The sequence below is a fragment of the Dysgonomonas sp. PF1-14 genome, assembly GCF_029892965.1.
GTDB lineage: Bacteria > Bacteroidota > Bacteroidia > Bacteroidales > Dysgonomonadaceae > Dysgonomonas.
On sequence record NZ_JARXWN010000010.1, the window covers coordinates 83983 to 97135 of the forward strand.

Sequence of the window (13153 nt, forward strand, 5' to 3'; positions counted from 1 at the left end):
AGCTATTCTTCCAATTTTTTAGTGAATGATTCGATAAGGTCGGACACAGAGAATGGCTGCCCTTCCACCTTATTATACCTGTCGACCTGCAAGCCCGGTATTTTTTCCATCAGGTAACCTGCAAATTGCCCGGTATTTTGTTCTGCAACTACCACCTTCGCAAATTTCCGCAATATGGATGCCGCATTGTTTGGCAACGGGCTGATAAAACGAAAATGTGCCAATGCAACCTTATGTCCGGCAGCATTCATTTTCTCAACAGCTTCGCGCAAGTGTCCGTAGGTACCGCCCCACCCTACAATGAGCAGATCGGCATCTTCGCCACCAATAAGTTCAAGTTGAGGAATAAAATCAGCTACTTTATTTACCTTAGCCTGGCGTGTATCTACCATTTTCTGATGATTGACAGGATCGGTAGAGATAGCACCGGAAATATAATCTTTCTCAAGTCCGCCGATACGGTGTGTGTAACCTTCGAGTCCGGCAGCAGCCCAATAGCGGGCATAGTTTTCATCATCGCGCAACGCACTGCGCCATTCGTTGACATCTACAAGGCTCTGATCGTGTACCTTGATTGGTGGATACTGATCCAGATCGGGTATTCGCCATGCCGACGATCCGTTAGCAATATATCCGTCGGTAAGCAATATAACAGGTGTTATATGCTCCAATGCGATCTTCGATGCCCAATACGCCATATCGAAACAGTCGGTAGGACTTGCCGCAGCAACTACAACAATCGGGCTTTCTCCATTGCGTCCGTATAATGCCTGACGGAGGTCGGTTTGTTCTGTTTTGGTCGGCAATCCTGTAGAAGGTCCCCCACGCTGTACGTCTATAACGACAAGTGGTAGTTCTGCCATCACAGCCAGACCGATAGCCTCGCTTTTCAGTGCCAGTCCGGGACCGGAAGTAGATGTTGCTGCCAGATTGCCTGCAAAGCTGGCACCTATGGCTGTACATACTCCGGCTATTTCGTCTTCCACCTGAATGGCTTTTACCCCCAGTTGCTTAAACTTCACCAGTTCCTGCAAAATATCTGTTGCAGGAGTTATCGGGTAAGAGCCTAAGAACAGTGGCCTGCCTGCATTTTCAGAAGCAGCTATCAAGCCGTATGCAGTAGCGGTATTACCGTTTACATCTATATAGAATCCCTTGTCTACGTTTACTGTTTCCACACGGTACGAAGCGATACTCATATCGGTATTGTGACCATAATTGAATCCGTCGGCCAATACTTTCAGATTGGCTTCTACCAGAATAGGTTTCTTGGCAAATTTGGATGAAAGCATGTGATTGGCAACATCTAACGGACGGTTGAACAACCAGCATACCAATCCTAAAGCAAACATATTCTTGCAACGGATACGCGATTTCATATCCAGTTCCATTCCTTCCAGACTGTCTTTTGTCAGCGTAGTTATAGGAACGGAAATTATCTGCTGTGTAGTCAGTCCCAGTTCAGCAAAAGGACTTTCGGTTGCAAACAGCGCTTTTTCAAGATCTCTCTTTGCGAAAGAATCGGAGTCGATTACGATCACAGAATCTTCTTTCAGATAGTTAGCGTTTACCTTCAGGGCAGCCGGATTCATAGCCACCAGAACATCCGATTTGTCTCCCGAGTTGTAAATCTGATTACCCAGATGTACCTGAAAACCCGAAACACCTGAGAGCGTTCCTTGCGGCGCGCGTATCTCGGCCGGAAAATCAGGAAAAGTAGATATCTGATTCCCAAAAATAGCTGACAGGTTGGAAAAAATAGTTCCGGTCAACTGCATGCCGTCTCCCGAGTCTCCCGAAAAACGGATGACAATGTTCTTAACATCTTTAATTTTTACTGTGTTTTGCATTATATGGTCTTAATTAAAAGAGGTATTGCGTTTTATTTAAGCAAAGGAAAAAAAGTATCGATGAATATACAAACAATATTCCGAAAAAATATACAAATGAGGCTTTTAATCTCCTATGCCCAAGTTATATTTTGAGTAAACAGACATCTGTACACAATTACAATTAAGATAGTCTGAATTTATATCAAATCAAAGTTTTCTATAGAACGAATAAAGATATAGATAGTACGAATATAAATCAGCAACCGTACACTATGTTGTATATTTTACCTTTTATTTCGATCAGATTGGTTTCTATATCTACATTTCCGTACGACATCAGCTTCATTGGCACTGTTCCTGTATGTTCATAATATGCAGGTTGTTGATATTGTATATTCTCCCACAATCTGAAACCAAGTCGCTGATAAAAACCGATACGGCGCTCTGACAATATTGTTGCCGGCAGTTCTACTTCCAGTATGATAGGCTTAGACAAATCCGCGATAAACAATTCCATGGCTTTGCGCCCGTAGCCTCCGTTTCTGAACTCGGGCGATATGGCAAAATGTTCGGCAAAGATAAAATCATCCAAATCCCAATAGGTAAGAAATCCGACTATTTGCTCGTCTTCTATGGTTATGGCAATAACGAACGGTTTATCGCTTTTGTAAAATTCCAGCATTGTTTCCACAGGGCGGCGTTCGCTCAGCGGAAAAGACTCTATATACAGATTCTCTACAAATGATAATTCGTGATGTTTCGACACATCTAATTTCCTTATTTCCATAACAATCTCCCTTTATTTTTAACTAAAAAGTAACGAAAGTAATGCTTTTACATTGTTTTCGTTCTCTGTTACTTTTCTTCTTCTCGTTGTCATTTTGTAGGGGCAAATTGCATTCGCCCGCTAAACATTTACACACTTGGGCGAATGCAATTCGCCCCTACAAGCTCATCTATTTTAACTAAAATGTAACAAATGTAACAGATTTGCACTGTTTTTATTCTCTGTTACTTTTTTGTTGTTGATTATTAACTGAATATATCCTATAGATAAATATCCTGTCAAATAATACTAGTTTGTCTGACTATTCAGTTTTACATCTCTAAGATGTCCGTCTTCGCATTTGATGATGCGCCCCGGATATTTTTGCACAACTGCATAGTTGTGAGTAGACATAACTACGGCTGTACCACTTTCTGAGATGGTATGCAACAGTTGTACGATCTGATTACCGGTCTCCGGGTCAAGATTACCGGTAGGCTCGTCTGCCAGAATAATTTCGGGCGAATTGAGCAAAGCTCTGGCTATAACAATACGTTGCTGCTCACCTCCCGATAGTTCGTGAGGCATCTTATAACCCTTATTCTGCATCCCCACCTGTGTAAGCACTTCATTGATACGTATATCTATCAATCCCTTGTTTTTCCAACCTGTAGCACGAAGTACAAATTCTAAGTTCTTTTCCGCTGTGCGGTCTATCAATAGTTGAAAGTCCTGAAATACGATACCTACTTTTCGTCTGAGATGGGGTATTTGCTTCTTCTTTATACTTTCCAGTTCGTAGTCGAATATGCGTCCATGCCCTTTCGACAATGGTATTTCGTAATAAACACTTTTCAGGAATGTGCTTTTTCCTGAACCTACTTTACCAATAAGATACACAAAGTCTCCCTCGCTAATGGAGATATTGATATCACTCAGGATAATGTTTCCATCGCGTCCCAGATCCACGTCTTTGTATTTCAGTATCACATCTTTTTCCGTATCCATATTATTACAGGGCTTATTCGTTTTCCGATACTCCTATTAGAACATTTCTGATCGTTATTAGTTTTGCTCAGGCACTTACTTCTTGTGTCTTTTCTGTAGTTCCCGCGCCAGATCTTCTATACTCAATCCTTTGGATGTAAGCAATACGATAAGGTGGTAAAGCATATCCGCCGATTCGTATATCAGGCGATCGTCCGTTCCGTTACAAGCTTCTATTACCGATTCCAGAGCTTCCTCCCCTACCTTTTGAGCCATACGGTTTATTCCCGACTCGAATAGCGATGTGGTATATGAACCTTCCGGCATCTCTTTGTATCGTTTTTCTATAAAATGCTGTAGGTATTTCAGGAACAGGATGTCTTCTTTATTCTCTTCTTCGAAGCAGGTGTCGGCTCCTGTATGGCATACAGGCCCTACCGGATTGACTTTGATAAGCAATGTATCGTGGTCACAGTCGTCTTTTATACTTACTACATTCAGGAAGTTTCCGCTTTCTTCTCCTTTTGTCCAAAGGCGTTGCTTTGTACGGCTAAAAAATGTAACTTTTCCTGTTTCCTGTGTTTTCTGCAGGGCCTCTTCGTTCATGTAACCGAGCATCAACACCTTGTTTGTCTCATCGTCCTGTATTATTGCGGGAATCAATCCGCCTACCTTATCATAATCGAGTTTCATCTTACGTTTATATTTTCTTGTTTCAGGTATTCTTTTAAATCTTTTATCGCAATTTCCCCGAAGTGAAAAACACTTGCAGCAAGAGCAGCATCGGCTTTACCATCTGTAAACACATCGCGGAAATGCTGCATACTGCCTGCCCCACCCGATGCAATTATCGGTATATTCAGTGTTTCGGACAATTGGCGTAATGCATCATTGGCATATCCGGTCTTTACTCCATCGTGGTTCATACTGGTAAACAGAATTTCTCCGGCACCCAGATTTTCTGCTTCCTTTGCCCACGAGAACAGCTCTTTATCGGTCTTGTTGCGTCCGCCACTTGTGTAACAACTCCATACTCCATTTTCAAAGTTAGCATCTATAGCGCATACACATACCTGTGAGCCATAGTTTTTTGCAATTTCTTCGATAATCTCAGGGTTTCTTATAGCTGTAGAGTTCACCGAAACTTTATCTGCTCCGGCATTCAGCAAACGATCTACATCTGCCAACTCATTTATTCCTCCGCCGATAGTAAACGGAATATTGATGTTAGCCGCTATTCGTTTTACCAGATCCGTAAATGTCTTACGTCCCTCATGCGATGCAGTGATGTCGAGAAAAACAAGTTCATCGGCTCCCTGCTCGCTATAGCGCACACCGAGTTCGACAGGGTCGCCCGCTTCACGCAGGTTGACAAAGTTTGTTCCTTTTACGGTCATGCCGTCTTTTACATCGAGGCAGGGTATTATTCTTTTTGCTAACACTTTAATTAATTATGAATTATGAGTTATGAGTTTTTAAGCTCAATTCTTCTAATGTCACACGATTCTCATAAATGGCCTTACCTAATATCACAGCAGGGACACCCGCAGTCTCCAGATCAAGAATATCCTGAAAACAGCTTACACCTCCACTAGCAATGAGATACATATCAGGGAAAGCCGACAATATTCTTTTATATAAATCTATTGATGGGCCTTGCAGCATTCCGTCTTTGCTAATATCGGTACACACTACCTTCTTCACACCTTTGTGTGTATAGTCATCCAGAAAAGGAATAATATCGAGAGAGGTAGATTCCTGCCAGCCCGATACGGCTATCTTATCGTCCTTACAGTCGGCTCCGAGTATGATCTTTTCACTGCCATACTTTTTCAGCCATGATGTAAAAAGCTCACTGTTGCGGACTGCTATGCTGCCGCCCGTAACCATAGAAGCTCCCGAGCTGAAAGCAATATCTATATCCTCGTCACTCTGAACTCCGCCACCAAAATCTATGATAAGTGATGTACCGGAAGCTATCTTTTCCAATACAGATCTGTTTACAATCTTTTTTGCCTTCGCTCCATCGAGATCGACCAAATGTAAACGGCGAATACCTGCATCCTGAAACATTTTTGCTACTTCGAGCGGATCTTCGTTATACACCTTCTTCGCATCATAGTCGCCCTGCGACAAGCGAACGCACTTACCGTCTATTATATCAATGGCAGGAATTATTTCTATCATATCACAGTTTTAGGTAAAAAATGGGATAGCCAACGGATATTTCCAGTATTCTCCTTTTGCAGCTTTTACAGCAGCCATAATAATAAATACGATCTCAAGTATAGCGATAACACCCAACAGAACAAAACCTACAAGTAACAGGCATAATATGCCCGACACAATTATATAAATAATCATACTGATGGTAAAGTTAGCTATATTCTTCCCATGTTCGTCTACTACCGGATTATCCTTGTTTACAAGCCACATAGCTATAGGAGCGATAAATCCGAGTCCGGGCACTATAAAACCGGCAAATTGGGACAGATGCATCAGTACCAGATAAGTATTCTGATCTGTACCCAGCGATTTTTGTGACGTATAAGGAGCGTCCAGTATTTTAGACTTTTCCCTTTGGTATTCCTCTTCCGAAATAGCTCCTCTTTCTCTAAGTTCTTCCAGTTTTTTCAGGTCATCATATTTATCCATGATGTATATTTATTATTTAGTAATTGTTTAAATTTGACCGAAAATATTTCATATAACTGTTTTTGATTATTCTTTGGCTCTTATTTTTATTCTTTCTTCTCTATTTTCTACTTTTCACTCTTGGTTTAGCCCGCTAAACCTGCGAATAAAAAGAAAAAAATATATTTGAAATAATACAAAATAAAATTGCCAATCAAATTTAAACAGTTACTTAGTCTTTGACAAAAAGTTAACTAATATCTTTTCTCCGGCATCACCACTCTTTTCGGGGTGAAACTGTGTCGCATAAAAATTGCCTTTGTTTAGTGCCGCACTAAACGGCTGAATGTAATTGGTGATAGCAGCAGTATGCTCACAAAGGGCTACATAGTAGCTATGTACAAAATAGACAAAGCTATTCTCGAGTGAATTATCGAACAGGCTGCTTTTCACATCTGCAATATTGTTCCATCCCATGTGAGGCACTTTGTCCGCATGCTGCTGTGGTATAAAACGCTTTACTCCGGTATCGAATATACCGAGACAATCGGCATCCCCTTCTTCGGAATGAGAACACATGAGCTGCATACCAAGACAAATACCTAGTACAGGTTGCTTCAGATCGGGAATAAGTTTATCCAATCCGGTTTGCCGTAAATGTTGCATAGTAGAACTAGCCTCTCCTACTCCGGGAAAGATAACTTTGTCGGCTTTCTTTATCAACTCCTGATCGGCAGTCACAACAGCATCTGCTCCCAGCCGTTTAAAAGCGTGTTCGACCGAAAAAATATTACCTGCGTTATATTTAATAATTACAATATTCATCTTTTTCTACTTTTCCAGTAAAGAGTCGATAAGGGTTACCATCTCGTTGAACTCTTCCATATTGAAAAGGCGTGTAAGCTTTACTATCTTACCATCCTTTCCTATTATAATATTACGCGTTATACCTGCATTCTTTTCGGCATAAAGCCCGAATATATCCGCTTTGGGGTCTAAACCTATAGGATAAGTAACCCCTGTAGCTTTTACAAATTTGGCTATTGTTTCGGCAGGCTCTTCCCTGTCGATACCGTAAAGGGCAAAATTGGGATTCTCTTTATGTTTTTGCCATATCTGCTTTTCTATATAGGGCATTTCCTTACGGCATACGCCACACCAACTGGCTGTAAATTGCAACATGACAACTTTTCCACGAAGGGATGAGAGTTTTACCGTTTTACCGGACGGCAAACTCATTTCGAAATCGGGAGCCGTATCACCCACTTTTACTTTATACTGATCGGGATAAGCATTCTGAGCAAATAAGCCCAATGTAAAGAATAAAGAACAAAATGCAATAAGTAATTTTTTCATATTTCCTGTTCTCTTAATTGTTTGTTTAACAATAAACGTCTAAACCATAGCGAAAATGGCAGGGAAGCCAGAGCCCCTAACGCATCTGCCAGAAAATCATACCAGTCGCCGGAACGCGGTGGGAAAAACTCGGCTTGTAATACCTCTATCAATCCGCCATACAAAATGGGGATGAATATGGCAAAAGCAATGAGTTTAAGTATTATAATATGTCCTTTCTTATCGTAAATATAGTTGAATGAGGCTACCCCCGCCAATCCCCAATACATGATAAAATGTACAATTTTATCGGTAGGTATAAAAAAGTCGAAATCGACATCGGGAACATCCTTAGGCGGAATGAGACAACATAGATAGAAAATGACAACAGCCACTAAGAAAGGAGGCCATGTATATTTAAATATTTTTTTTAGCATATAATCGTGTCGGAGTATAAAATATCAAGTTCAAAGATACGTAAAATATCAATATGTATATTATTTTGAAACAGAATCACTGAATACCTTCATTTCACAGGCCTTACAATCGAACGAAAGTCGCAATCGGGTGTTGTTATATAGCAAAAAGAAAGGCTCTTTATATGGATGTTTCTCATTTCCTTCTTTAGGGCACCAACCGAGCGATTCCTTTATACAATGGCGTGTAAACATCAGCGGCACATCTTGCTGCAATTGTTTTTCAAAGGCAGGCTGAACTACATTTGACTGGTGCTGTACATAAAACTGCTTGCTTTTATCGTTCATTACATTTCCCAGATAAGTAATATCCTTCAAAGGGAATGCATGATAAGTCTGTTTGTGCGGAACAATATCCTGACGATAGCGAATTTTCCGGACAGACAACAGTTTATCAGTTAACTGTCTGCGCCAATCAGATAATACCGATGCCGGAATAAACCAGCCCGCAGTCAAATTTATATTAATTTCGTTTACCTGAAAAATGGTCGTTCCGGTCTTACTCAGATTGTTACGAATATTATCCGTCTGATCTTTCTGTGCCGGTTGTTTTTCATATTCAAAGTTAAGAGTAACATTATTACCGTCTTCATCTTCTGCCTCAAGAGAAAATCCAAAAGGTATTTCATTGAGAATAACAGAAATATCTATTTTGCGTTCTGCCGACTTTTTAGACAATAATTTCTCAAATTCGTGATCATAATTACGATAGACATAAGTCCCTCGCTTCACGTTAGGCACCGATGCTGGATAGATGTATTCGCCATCAACTCGATTCACATTGATTCCCTCCAGTTCTTTCCGGTTATTGAAAAAACAAAGTCCGTCACCGTTATGAATCTCTTTCGTTGTATTTATACGAATATATTTTGTCGTCACATCTGTAATCTTTCCGATAGGTTCGCCTACCGATTTGGGAGAATCTATCGACCACATATCAGATGTACGCCCGTTCAGAAAATATTTCGTAAAGCCCCTGTTAAAGCTTTTTTGAGGGTCGGGTTCGAAAGTAAACGCCGAAACTCCCGATGAAGACCTGATATACTGAGGGTATTTCTTGAATATAGCATCCAACTTCTTGCGATAATATGCAACTATATTTTTCACATATGATACATCTTTCAACCGGCCTTCTATTTTCAGGGAACTCACCCCTGCTTCGAGCAATTCTTCGAGATGGTCGGACAGATTAAGATCTTTCATGGAAAGGAAGTGCTTTTTAGATATTATCTCCTCACCTGTAGCATCCACTAATGTATAAGGCAGGCGGCAATACTGTGCGCATGCACCCTTGTTAGCACTTCGCCCCGACAATGCCTGACTCAGGTAACATTGTCCGCTGTAACAAACACACAGTGCTCCATGAACAAAGACCTCCAACGGTGTTTTCACCTGTGCGGCTATATCATGTATTTCATCTATCGTGAGTTCGCGTGGAAGAACAATTTGCTGAAATCCTGCATCCTCCATAAACTTCACCTTCTCTACTCCCCTGTTATCCATCTGTGTACTGGCATGCAGGGCTATGGGAGGCAGATTTAGCCGGGTTATACCCATATCCTGAATGATAAGGGCATCTATTCGGGCTTCGTTATACAGTTGCCAGATCAAAGGCTCAGCCTCTGTAAGTTCTTTGTCTGTCAGTATCGTGTTCAGTGCTACATATACTTTTGCATTGTACAGATGTGCATATCCTGCCAGTGCTTTTATATCGTCCAGTGTATTACCGGCTGCTGCGCGGGCACTAAAACGGGGCGCACCTATATATACGGCATCTGCACCATGATTGATGGCTTCTATGCCGCACTCCAGATTTTTAGCAGGAGCAAGTAATTCTATTTTTCGGGCTTTCAGCAAGAGTTTTGTTATTATTCAGTTGCAGGAAGTATATCTCCTAAATCTTTAATCTTAGTCTTATCGTATGGAGTTTCCTGATATACGAAGTAGTTGAGCCAGTTATTAAACAACAGGTTGCCATGCCCCGACCAGCGTACAACAGGCGGATTGGCAGGGTTGTCATTTTTATAATAGTTGTTCGGAACTTTTATCGGAAGCCCTTTCTCCACATCGCGTATATATTCATTGTGCAATGTGTATGGTGCATATTCCGAATGGCCTGTCAGGTAAAATTCCCTTCCTCCACGCGATGCCACTATACCGACACCCGAATCGTCTGACTCGGAGAGTATTTTCAGCCCGTCCTTTTTCAGTATATCTTCGCGCGTCACAGTAGTATGACGGCTGTGAGGAATATAAAATTCATCGTCGAATCCTCTGAATAACGGAAATTTCTTATCATGTGCCACATGCTTGAATACCCCGAACATTTTTTCAGAAAGTTGGTGTTTTTTTACTCCATAGAATCTGTACAAAGCCGCTTGTGCCGCCCAGCAAATATACAATGTAGAGGTTACATGTGTGCGTGCCCAGTCAAATATAGAAGATATTTCGGGCCAGTATGTTACTTCTTCGTATTCGTATAACTCAACAGGAGCTCCGGTAATGATCATACCGTCGTAGTAATCGTCTTTTACTTCGCTAAAGTTTTTGTAAAACATCTGTAAATGCTCTTCCGATGTATTCTTCGAAGCATGTGTCTCTAGCTTCAGAAAGTCGACTTCAACCTGCAACGGATTATTCGACAGCAACCTTATCAGGTCGGTTTCCGTCATTATCTTTATCGGCATCAGATTGAGTATAAGCACTCTCAATGGGCGTATATCCTGCATATCAGCCCTCAACTGGCTCATAACGAATATATTCTCCTTTTTCAGTATCTCTATTGCCGGAAGGTTGTTAGGTATATTTACTGGCATCGTCAGATTCTTTTAATTTAAGTATGCAAAGGTACAAAAATAAGAAGAAAAAGGCGGAAATATCCGCCTCTGTATATTAGAATCTGTTGTTAAATATAAGGAATAAACCGTACTGTATCTTTAAAAATGCCAGTTGAAACCGAAAGTATATGTCCACTCGGCAAACCAGAATGCCTGATGTGCCTTATCGTCCGGCGACTTGGTAGTCCGTATGCTGGGCATATTTATATAGCCTTCTTTTATTTCGGAACGGAGAAAAAACAGGTTCCAGAGATTAACATCGAGCCCGCCTTTGGCACTTAATCCGAATCCTGCCAGATGGAAGGCATCGTGACGCTCATTACCCATCATGGTCACATTACTTCTGGGAAGTAAGATACCCGCACCACCGCCGATAAGCCCATTTACCTTGAGTATGCCATTTGTATAAAAATTCTTGTAATATTCAATTTCCGAATTTATATAGTTCAATCCGTCTGTATGTTCGAATTGCAGAAAATCGTCTGCAAGTTTTATCGAATTATCGGCATTGACATGCGATTCGTATCCGGGCTTCACATATCCGTCGATATCAACTGTCTGATCCTGATCCATTACGTACTTCATGTGATCTACACCTAGTGTAATGGCAAGATTGTCTTTGATAAAATAGCCTACACGCAGATTGGTCTGAGGAATGGTAATACGATCTATACGGAAATAGTCTTTAAAACTGAATTTTGTCTGTCTGTCGGCAGCTTTTACATCGCGAAGCGTAAAGTTATAATCGTTACCCTTGAAGTGTATATCCGAGTTTGTGTATGCTCCCCTGTTCCACCCCCAGAAAGCGTAGAACGTTCCTTTCTTGTAAGCAGGTTCTGTTTGAGAAAAGCCTACCAATGATTGCACAAAAAGAAATGTTATTAATATCGCTCTATGTATCATAAGAATGTTATATTTTTTATTAGTTTTACTAATTAATTAACAAAAGGCATACTTATTTGTTCAATCTATAATATTTATATTCTAATAGCAAATACTTATATTTATTACACCATAAATTTTTAGCCATATGCCCTTCAAACAAATCAATGCCAAACAGGCAAAGCATATATTGCGCTCATCGCCTGCAATACTGGTAGACATACGTGATACCAACAGTTACAATGAAAGTCATGCCCCCGAAGCATTTCACCTGACGCAGGAAACTCTCCCCGCGTTCATCAATGAGACTAATAGAGACACTCCGGTTCTGGTTATTTGCTATCATGGTAACAGTAGCCAGATGGTAGCCGACTATTTATCCGGACAGGGATTTTCCGAAGTGTATAGTATTATCGGTGGGTATGAGGAATGGACATAAAACTCCCTCTCATATAACTATAAAAGACGCCAATACTCGGAGTATTGGCGTCTTTTATAGTTTTATATATCAATCTTTATTATCCTACTTCTACCACTAAGAATTTAGTAAGGCTCCAGAAACGCTTGTAGTCAGTAATTTTGATTACAACTTTGCTATTTACGTCTTTTTCCAGAGAGTAGCTGTCTTTCGGGTGATCCGACAATACTTTCGCTTTCTTGTCGTACAACGGAATGCTTTGTACATCGCGGATATCAACCTTGATAAATTTGCTTTTTTCGATACCTTCGCTCAACAATTTAGAAGACACAAGGAATCCTCCTGTTACTACTTTGGCTTCTTTCAACTCTTTAGAAGTACCGAACATATAATAAGCAGTGTTCAGTTCTTTATCTTGTTGTTTAATTTTAGAAGCTTGTTCCGCAGTCTGAGTATTCAGATTATCTACATTTTCAGTCAGTGACTGTACATCTGTCTGCAAAGCCGCTATCTGAGCGTCGCGAGTAGCCAGAGCCGATTGAAGTCCGGAAATTGTGTTCGCTCTTTCTGTCAGTTCGGCATTCAGATTTTCGATAGTTTTCTTGAATGCAGCCATTTGTCCTGAGTTACCTTTCAGTTTTTGGTTCAGTTTGTCAATGTCGGCTTTGTTTTTCTTCAAAATCTCATTCACCATCTCAAAGTTGTCTTTGATACGTGTCTTCGTATCGTTAGACATTTCTCCTTTCGATTTTGACTCTATCGTCAGATATTTTTCAGCTTCTCTGATCTGTCTGAAATTCTCTTCGATTTCGTTTATCAGGCTGTTCGTTTCTTCCAGTTCGCTGTTGCTTTGTGCACTAATCTGCATCAAAGAGTCTCTCTGAGCTTGCAACGCCTTATATTCATCAGAATTTTTCACATTACACGATGCCAGTGCAAACAGGCAGAGACATCCTACTAATAGCTTTTTCATATAAAAATTGTTT

Annotated in this window: 15 protein-coding genes; 1 reads left to right on the plus strand and 14 read right to left on the minus strand. The window is 40.7% G+C overall.

Translation table 11 applies throughout. The annotated features are described in order from the left end of the window. Positions 1 to 2 precede the first annotated feature (2 nt). The 13 genes from M2448_RS12835 to M2448_RS12895 all read right to left on the minus strand — a co-directional run bounded on the left by M2448_RS12835 (position 3) and on the right by M2448_RS12895 (position 11770). Complete coding sequence (locus M2448_RS12835) at positions 3 to 1850, minus strand: 2-oxoacid:acceptor oxidoreductase subunit alpha (RefSeq protein ID WP_280646399.1); 1848 nt, start codon at positions 1848 to 1850, stop codon at positions 3 to 5. A 238-nt stretch (positions 1851 to 2088) separates the two neighbouring features. Next, positions 2089 to 2619 carry a GNAT family N-acetyltransferase gene (locus tag M2448_RS12840; protein WP_280646398.1) on the minus strand — a complete coding sequence of 177 codons (531 nt, stop codon included), beginning with the start codon at positions 2617 to 2619 and terminating at the stop codon, positions 2089 to 2091. A 288-nt stretch (positions 2620 to 2907) separates the two neighbouring features. Continuing rightward, positions 2908 to 3606, minus strand: a complete 699-nt coding sequence (locus M2448_RS12845; protein ID WP_280646397.1) for an ATP-binding cassette domain-containing protein — start codon at positions 3604 to 3606, stop codon at positions 2908 to 2910. A gap of 75 nt (positions 3607 to 3681) precedes the next feature. Then, a complete protein-coding gene (hisIE, locus tag M2448_RS12850) occupies positions 3682 to 4278 on the minus strand; it encodes a bifunctional phosphoribosyl-AMP cyclohydrolase/phosphoribosyl-ATP diphosphatase HisIE (RefSeq protein ID WP_280646396.1) in 597 nt (198 codons plus the stop codon). Continuing rightward, positions 4275 to 5027, minus strand: a complete 753-nt coding sequence (gene hisF / locus M2448_RS12855; RefSeq protein ID WP_280646395.1) for an imidazole glycerol phosphate synthase subunit HisF — start codon at positions 5025 to 5027, stop codon at positions 4275 to 4277. Before hisF ends, hisIE begins: the two co-directional genes overlap by 4 nt. 16 nt (positions 5028 to 5043) lie before the next feature. After that, positions 5044 to 5772, minus strand: coding sequence for a 1-(5-phosphoribosyl)-5-[(5-phosphoribosylamino)methylideneamino]imidazole-4-carboxamide isomerase (gene hisA, locus M2448_RS12860; RefSeq protein ID WP_280646394.1), 729 nt, complete (start codon positions 5770 to 5772; stop codon positions 5044 to 5046). A gap of 9 nt (positions 5773 to 5781) precedes the next feature. Continuing rightward, positions 5782 to 6240 (minus strand): DUF4870 domain-containing protein, encoded by a 459-nt coding sequence (locus tag M2448_RS12865; RefSeq protein ID WP_280646393.1) that lies wholly within the window; start codon positions 6238 to 6240, stop codon positions 5782 to 5784. A gap of 207 nt (positions 6241 to 6447) precedes the next feature. Beyond that, the gene (gene hisH / locus M2448_RS12870) at positions 6448 to 7044 is read right to left on the minus strand and encodes an imidazole glycerol phosphate synthase subunit HisH (RefSeq protein WP_280646392.1); all 597 of its coding nucleotides are present in this window, start codon (positions 7042 to 7044) and stop codon (positions 6448 to 6450) included. Positions 7045 to 7050: 6 nt separating this feature from the next. After that, on the minus strand, positions 7051 to 7575 hold the full coding sequence (locus M2448_RS12875) for a TlpA disulfide reductase family protein (protein ID WP_280646391.1): 525 nt from the start codon (positions 7573 to 7575) through the stop codon (positions 7051 to 7053). Continuing rightward, on the minus strand, positions 7572 to 7991 hold the full coding sequence (locus M2448_RS12880) for a VanZ family protein (RefSeq protein ID WP_280646390.1): 420 nt from the start codon (positions 7989 to 7991) through the stop codon (positions 7572 to 7574). Before M2448_RS12880 ends, M2448_RS12875 begins: the two co-directional genes overlap by 4 nt. Positions 7992 to 8051: 60 nt before the next feature. Then, entirely contained in the window at positions 8052 to 9887 is a 1836-nt protein-coding gene (locus tag M2448_RS12885; protein WP_280646389.1) for a U32 family peptidase, read from the minus strand. A gap of 11 nt (positions 9888 to 9898) precedes the next feature. Beyond that, positions 9899 to 10846: a homoserine O-succinyltransferase gene (metA, locus tag M2448_RS12890; RefSeq protein ID WP_280646388.1), complete on the minus strand. Its 948-nt coding sequence runs from the start codon at positions 10844 to 10846 to the stop codon at positions 9899 to 9901. A gap of 120 nt (positions 10847 to 10966) precedes the next feature. Continuing rightward, positions 10967 to 11770, minus strand: a complete 804-nt coding sequence (locus M2448_RS12895) for a hypothetical protein (protein ID WP_280646387.1) — start codon at positions 11768 to 11770, stop codon at positions 10967 to 10969. A 127-nt stretch (positions 11771 to 11897) separates the two neighbouring features. On the opposite strand from M2448_RS12895, the gene glpE reads away from it, so the two are divergent. Beyond that, the gene (gene glpE / locus M2448_RS12900; RefSeq protein ID WP_280646386.1) at positions 11898 to 12188 is read left to right on the plus strand and encodes a thiosulfate sulfurtransferase GlpE; all 291 of its coding nucleotides are present in this window, start codon (positions 11898 to 11900) and stop codon (positions 12186 to 12188) included. A 79-nt stretch (positions 12189 to 12267) separates the two neighbouring features. Here the strand turns inward: glpE and M2448_RS12905 are convergent, their stop codons facing one another. Then, on the minus strand, positions 12268 to 13140 hold the full coding sequence (locus M2448_RS12905; RefSeq protein ID WP_280646385.1) for a hypothetical protein: 873 nt from the start codon (positions 13138 to 13140) through the stop codon (positions 12268 to 12270). Between the last annotated feature and the right edge of the window lie 13 nt (positions 13141 to 13153).

What these genes read in the sequence shown, in the direction of transcription:
- metA (WP_280646388.1), bottom strand. Translation starts at nt 10,846, where the DNA reads ATGCCAGTAAATATACCTAACAACCTTCCGGCAATAGAGATACTGAAA.
- hisH (WP_280646392.1), bottom strand. Translation starts at nt 7,044, where the DNA reads ATGAATATTGTAATTATTAAATATAACGCAGGTAATATTTTTTCGGTC.
- M2448_RS12880 (WP_280646390.1), bottom strand. Translation starts at nt 7,991, where the DNA reads ATGCTAAAAAAAATATTTAAATATACATGGCCTCCTTTCTTAGTGGCT.
- hisIE (WP_280646396.1), bottom strand. Translation starts at nt 4,278, where the DNA reads ATGAAACTCGATTATGATAAGGTAGGCGGATTGATTCCCGCAATAATA.
- M2448_RS12840 (WP_280646398.1), bottom strand. Translation starts at nt 2,619, where the DNA reads ATGGAAATAAGGAAATTAGATGTGTCGAAACATCACGAATTATCATTT.
- M2448_RS12835 (WP_280646399.1), bottom strand. Translation starts at nt 1,850, where the DNA reads ATGCAAAACACAGTAAAAATTAAAGATGTTAAGAACATTGTCATCCGT.
- M2448_RS12875 (WP_280646391.1), bottom strand. Translation starts at nt 7,575, where the DNA reads ATGAAAAAATTACTTATTGCATTTTGTTCTTTATTCTTTACATTGGGC.
- M2448_RS12865 (WP_280646393.1), bottom strand. Translation starts at nt 6,240, where the DNA reads ATGGATAAATATGATGACCTGAAAAAACTGGAAGAACTTAGAGAAAGA.
- M2448_RS12845 (WP_280646397.1), bottom strand. Translation starts at nt 3,606, where the DNA reads ATGGATACGGAAAAAGATGTGATACTGAAATACAAAGACGTGGATCTG.
- glpE (WP_280646386.1), top strand. Translation starts at nt 11,898, where the DNA reads ATGCCCTTCAAACAAATCAATGCCAAACAGGCAAAGCATATATTGCGC.
- M2448_RS12895 (WP_280646387.1), bottom strand. Translation starts at nt 11,770, where the DNA reads ATGATACATAGAGCGATATTAATAACATTTCTTTTTGTGCAATCATTG.
- M2448_RS12905 (WP_280646385.1), bottom strand. Translation starts at nt 13,140, where the DNA reads ATGAAAAAGCTATTAGTAGGATGTCTCTGCCTGTTTGCACTGGCATCG.
- hisA (WP_280646394.1), bottom strand. Translation starts at nt 5,772, where the DNA reads ATGATAGAAATAATTCCTGCCATTGATATAATAGACGGTAAGTGCGTT.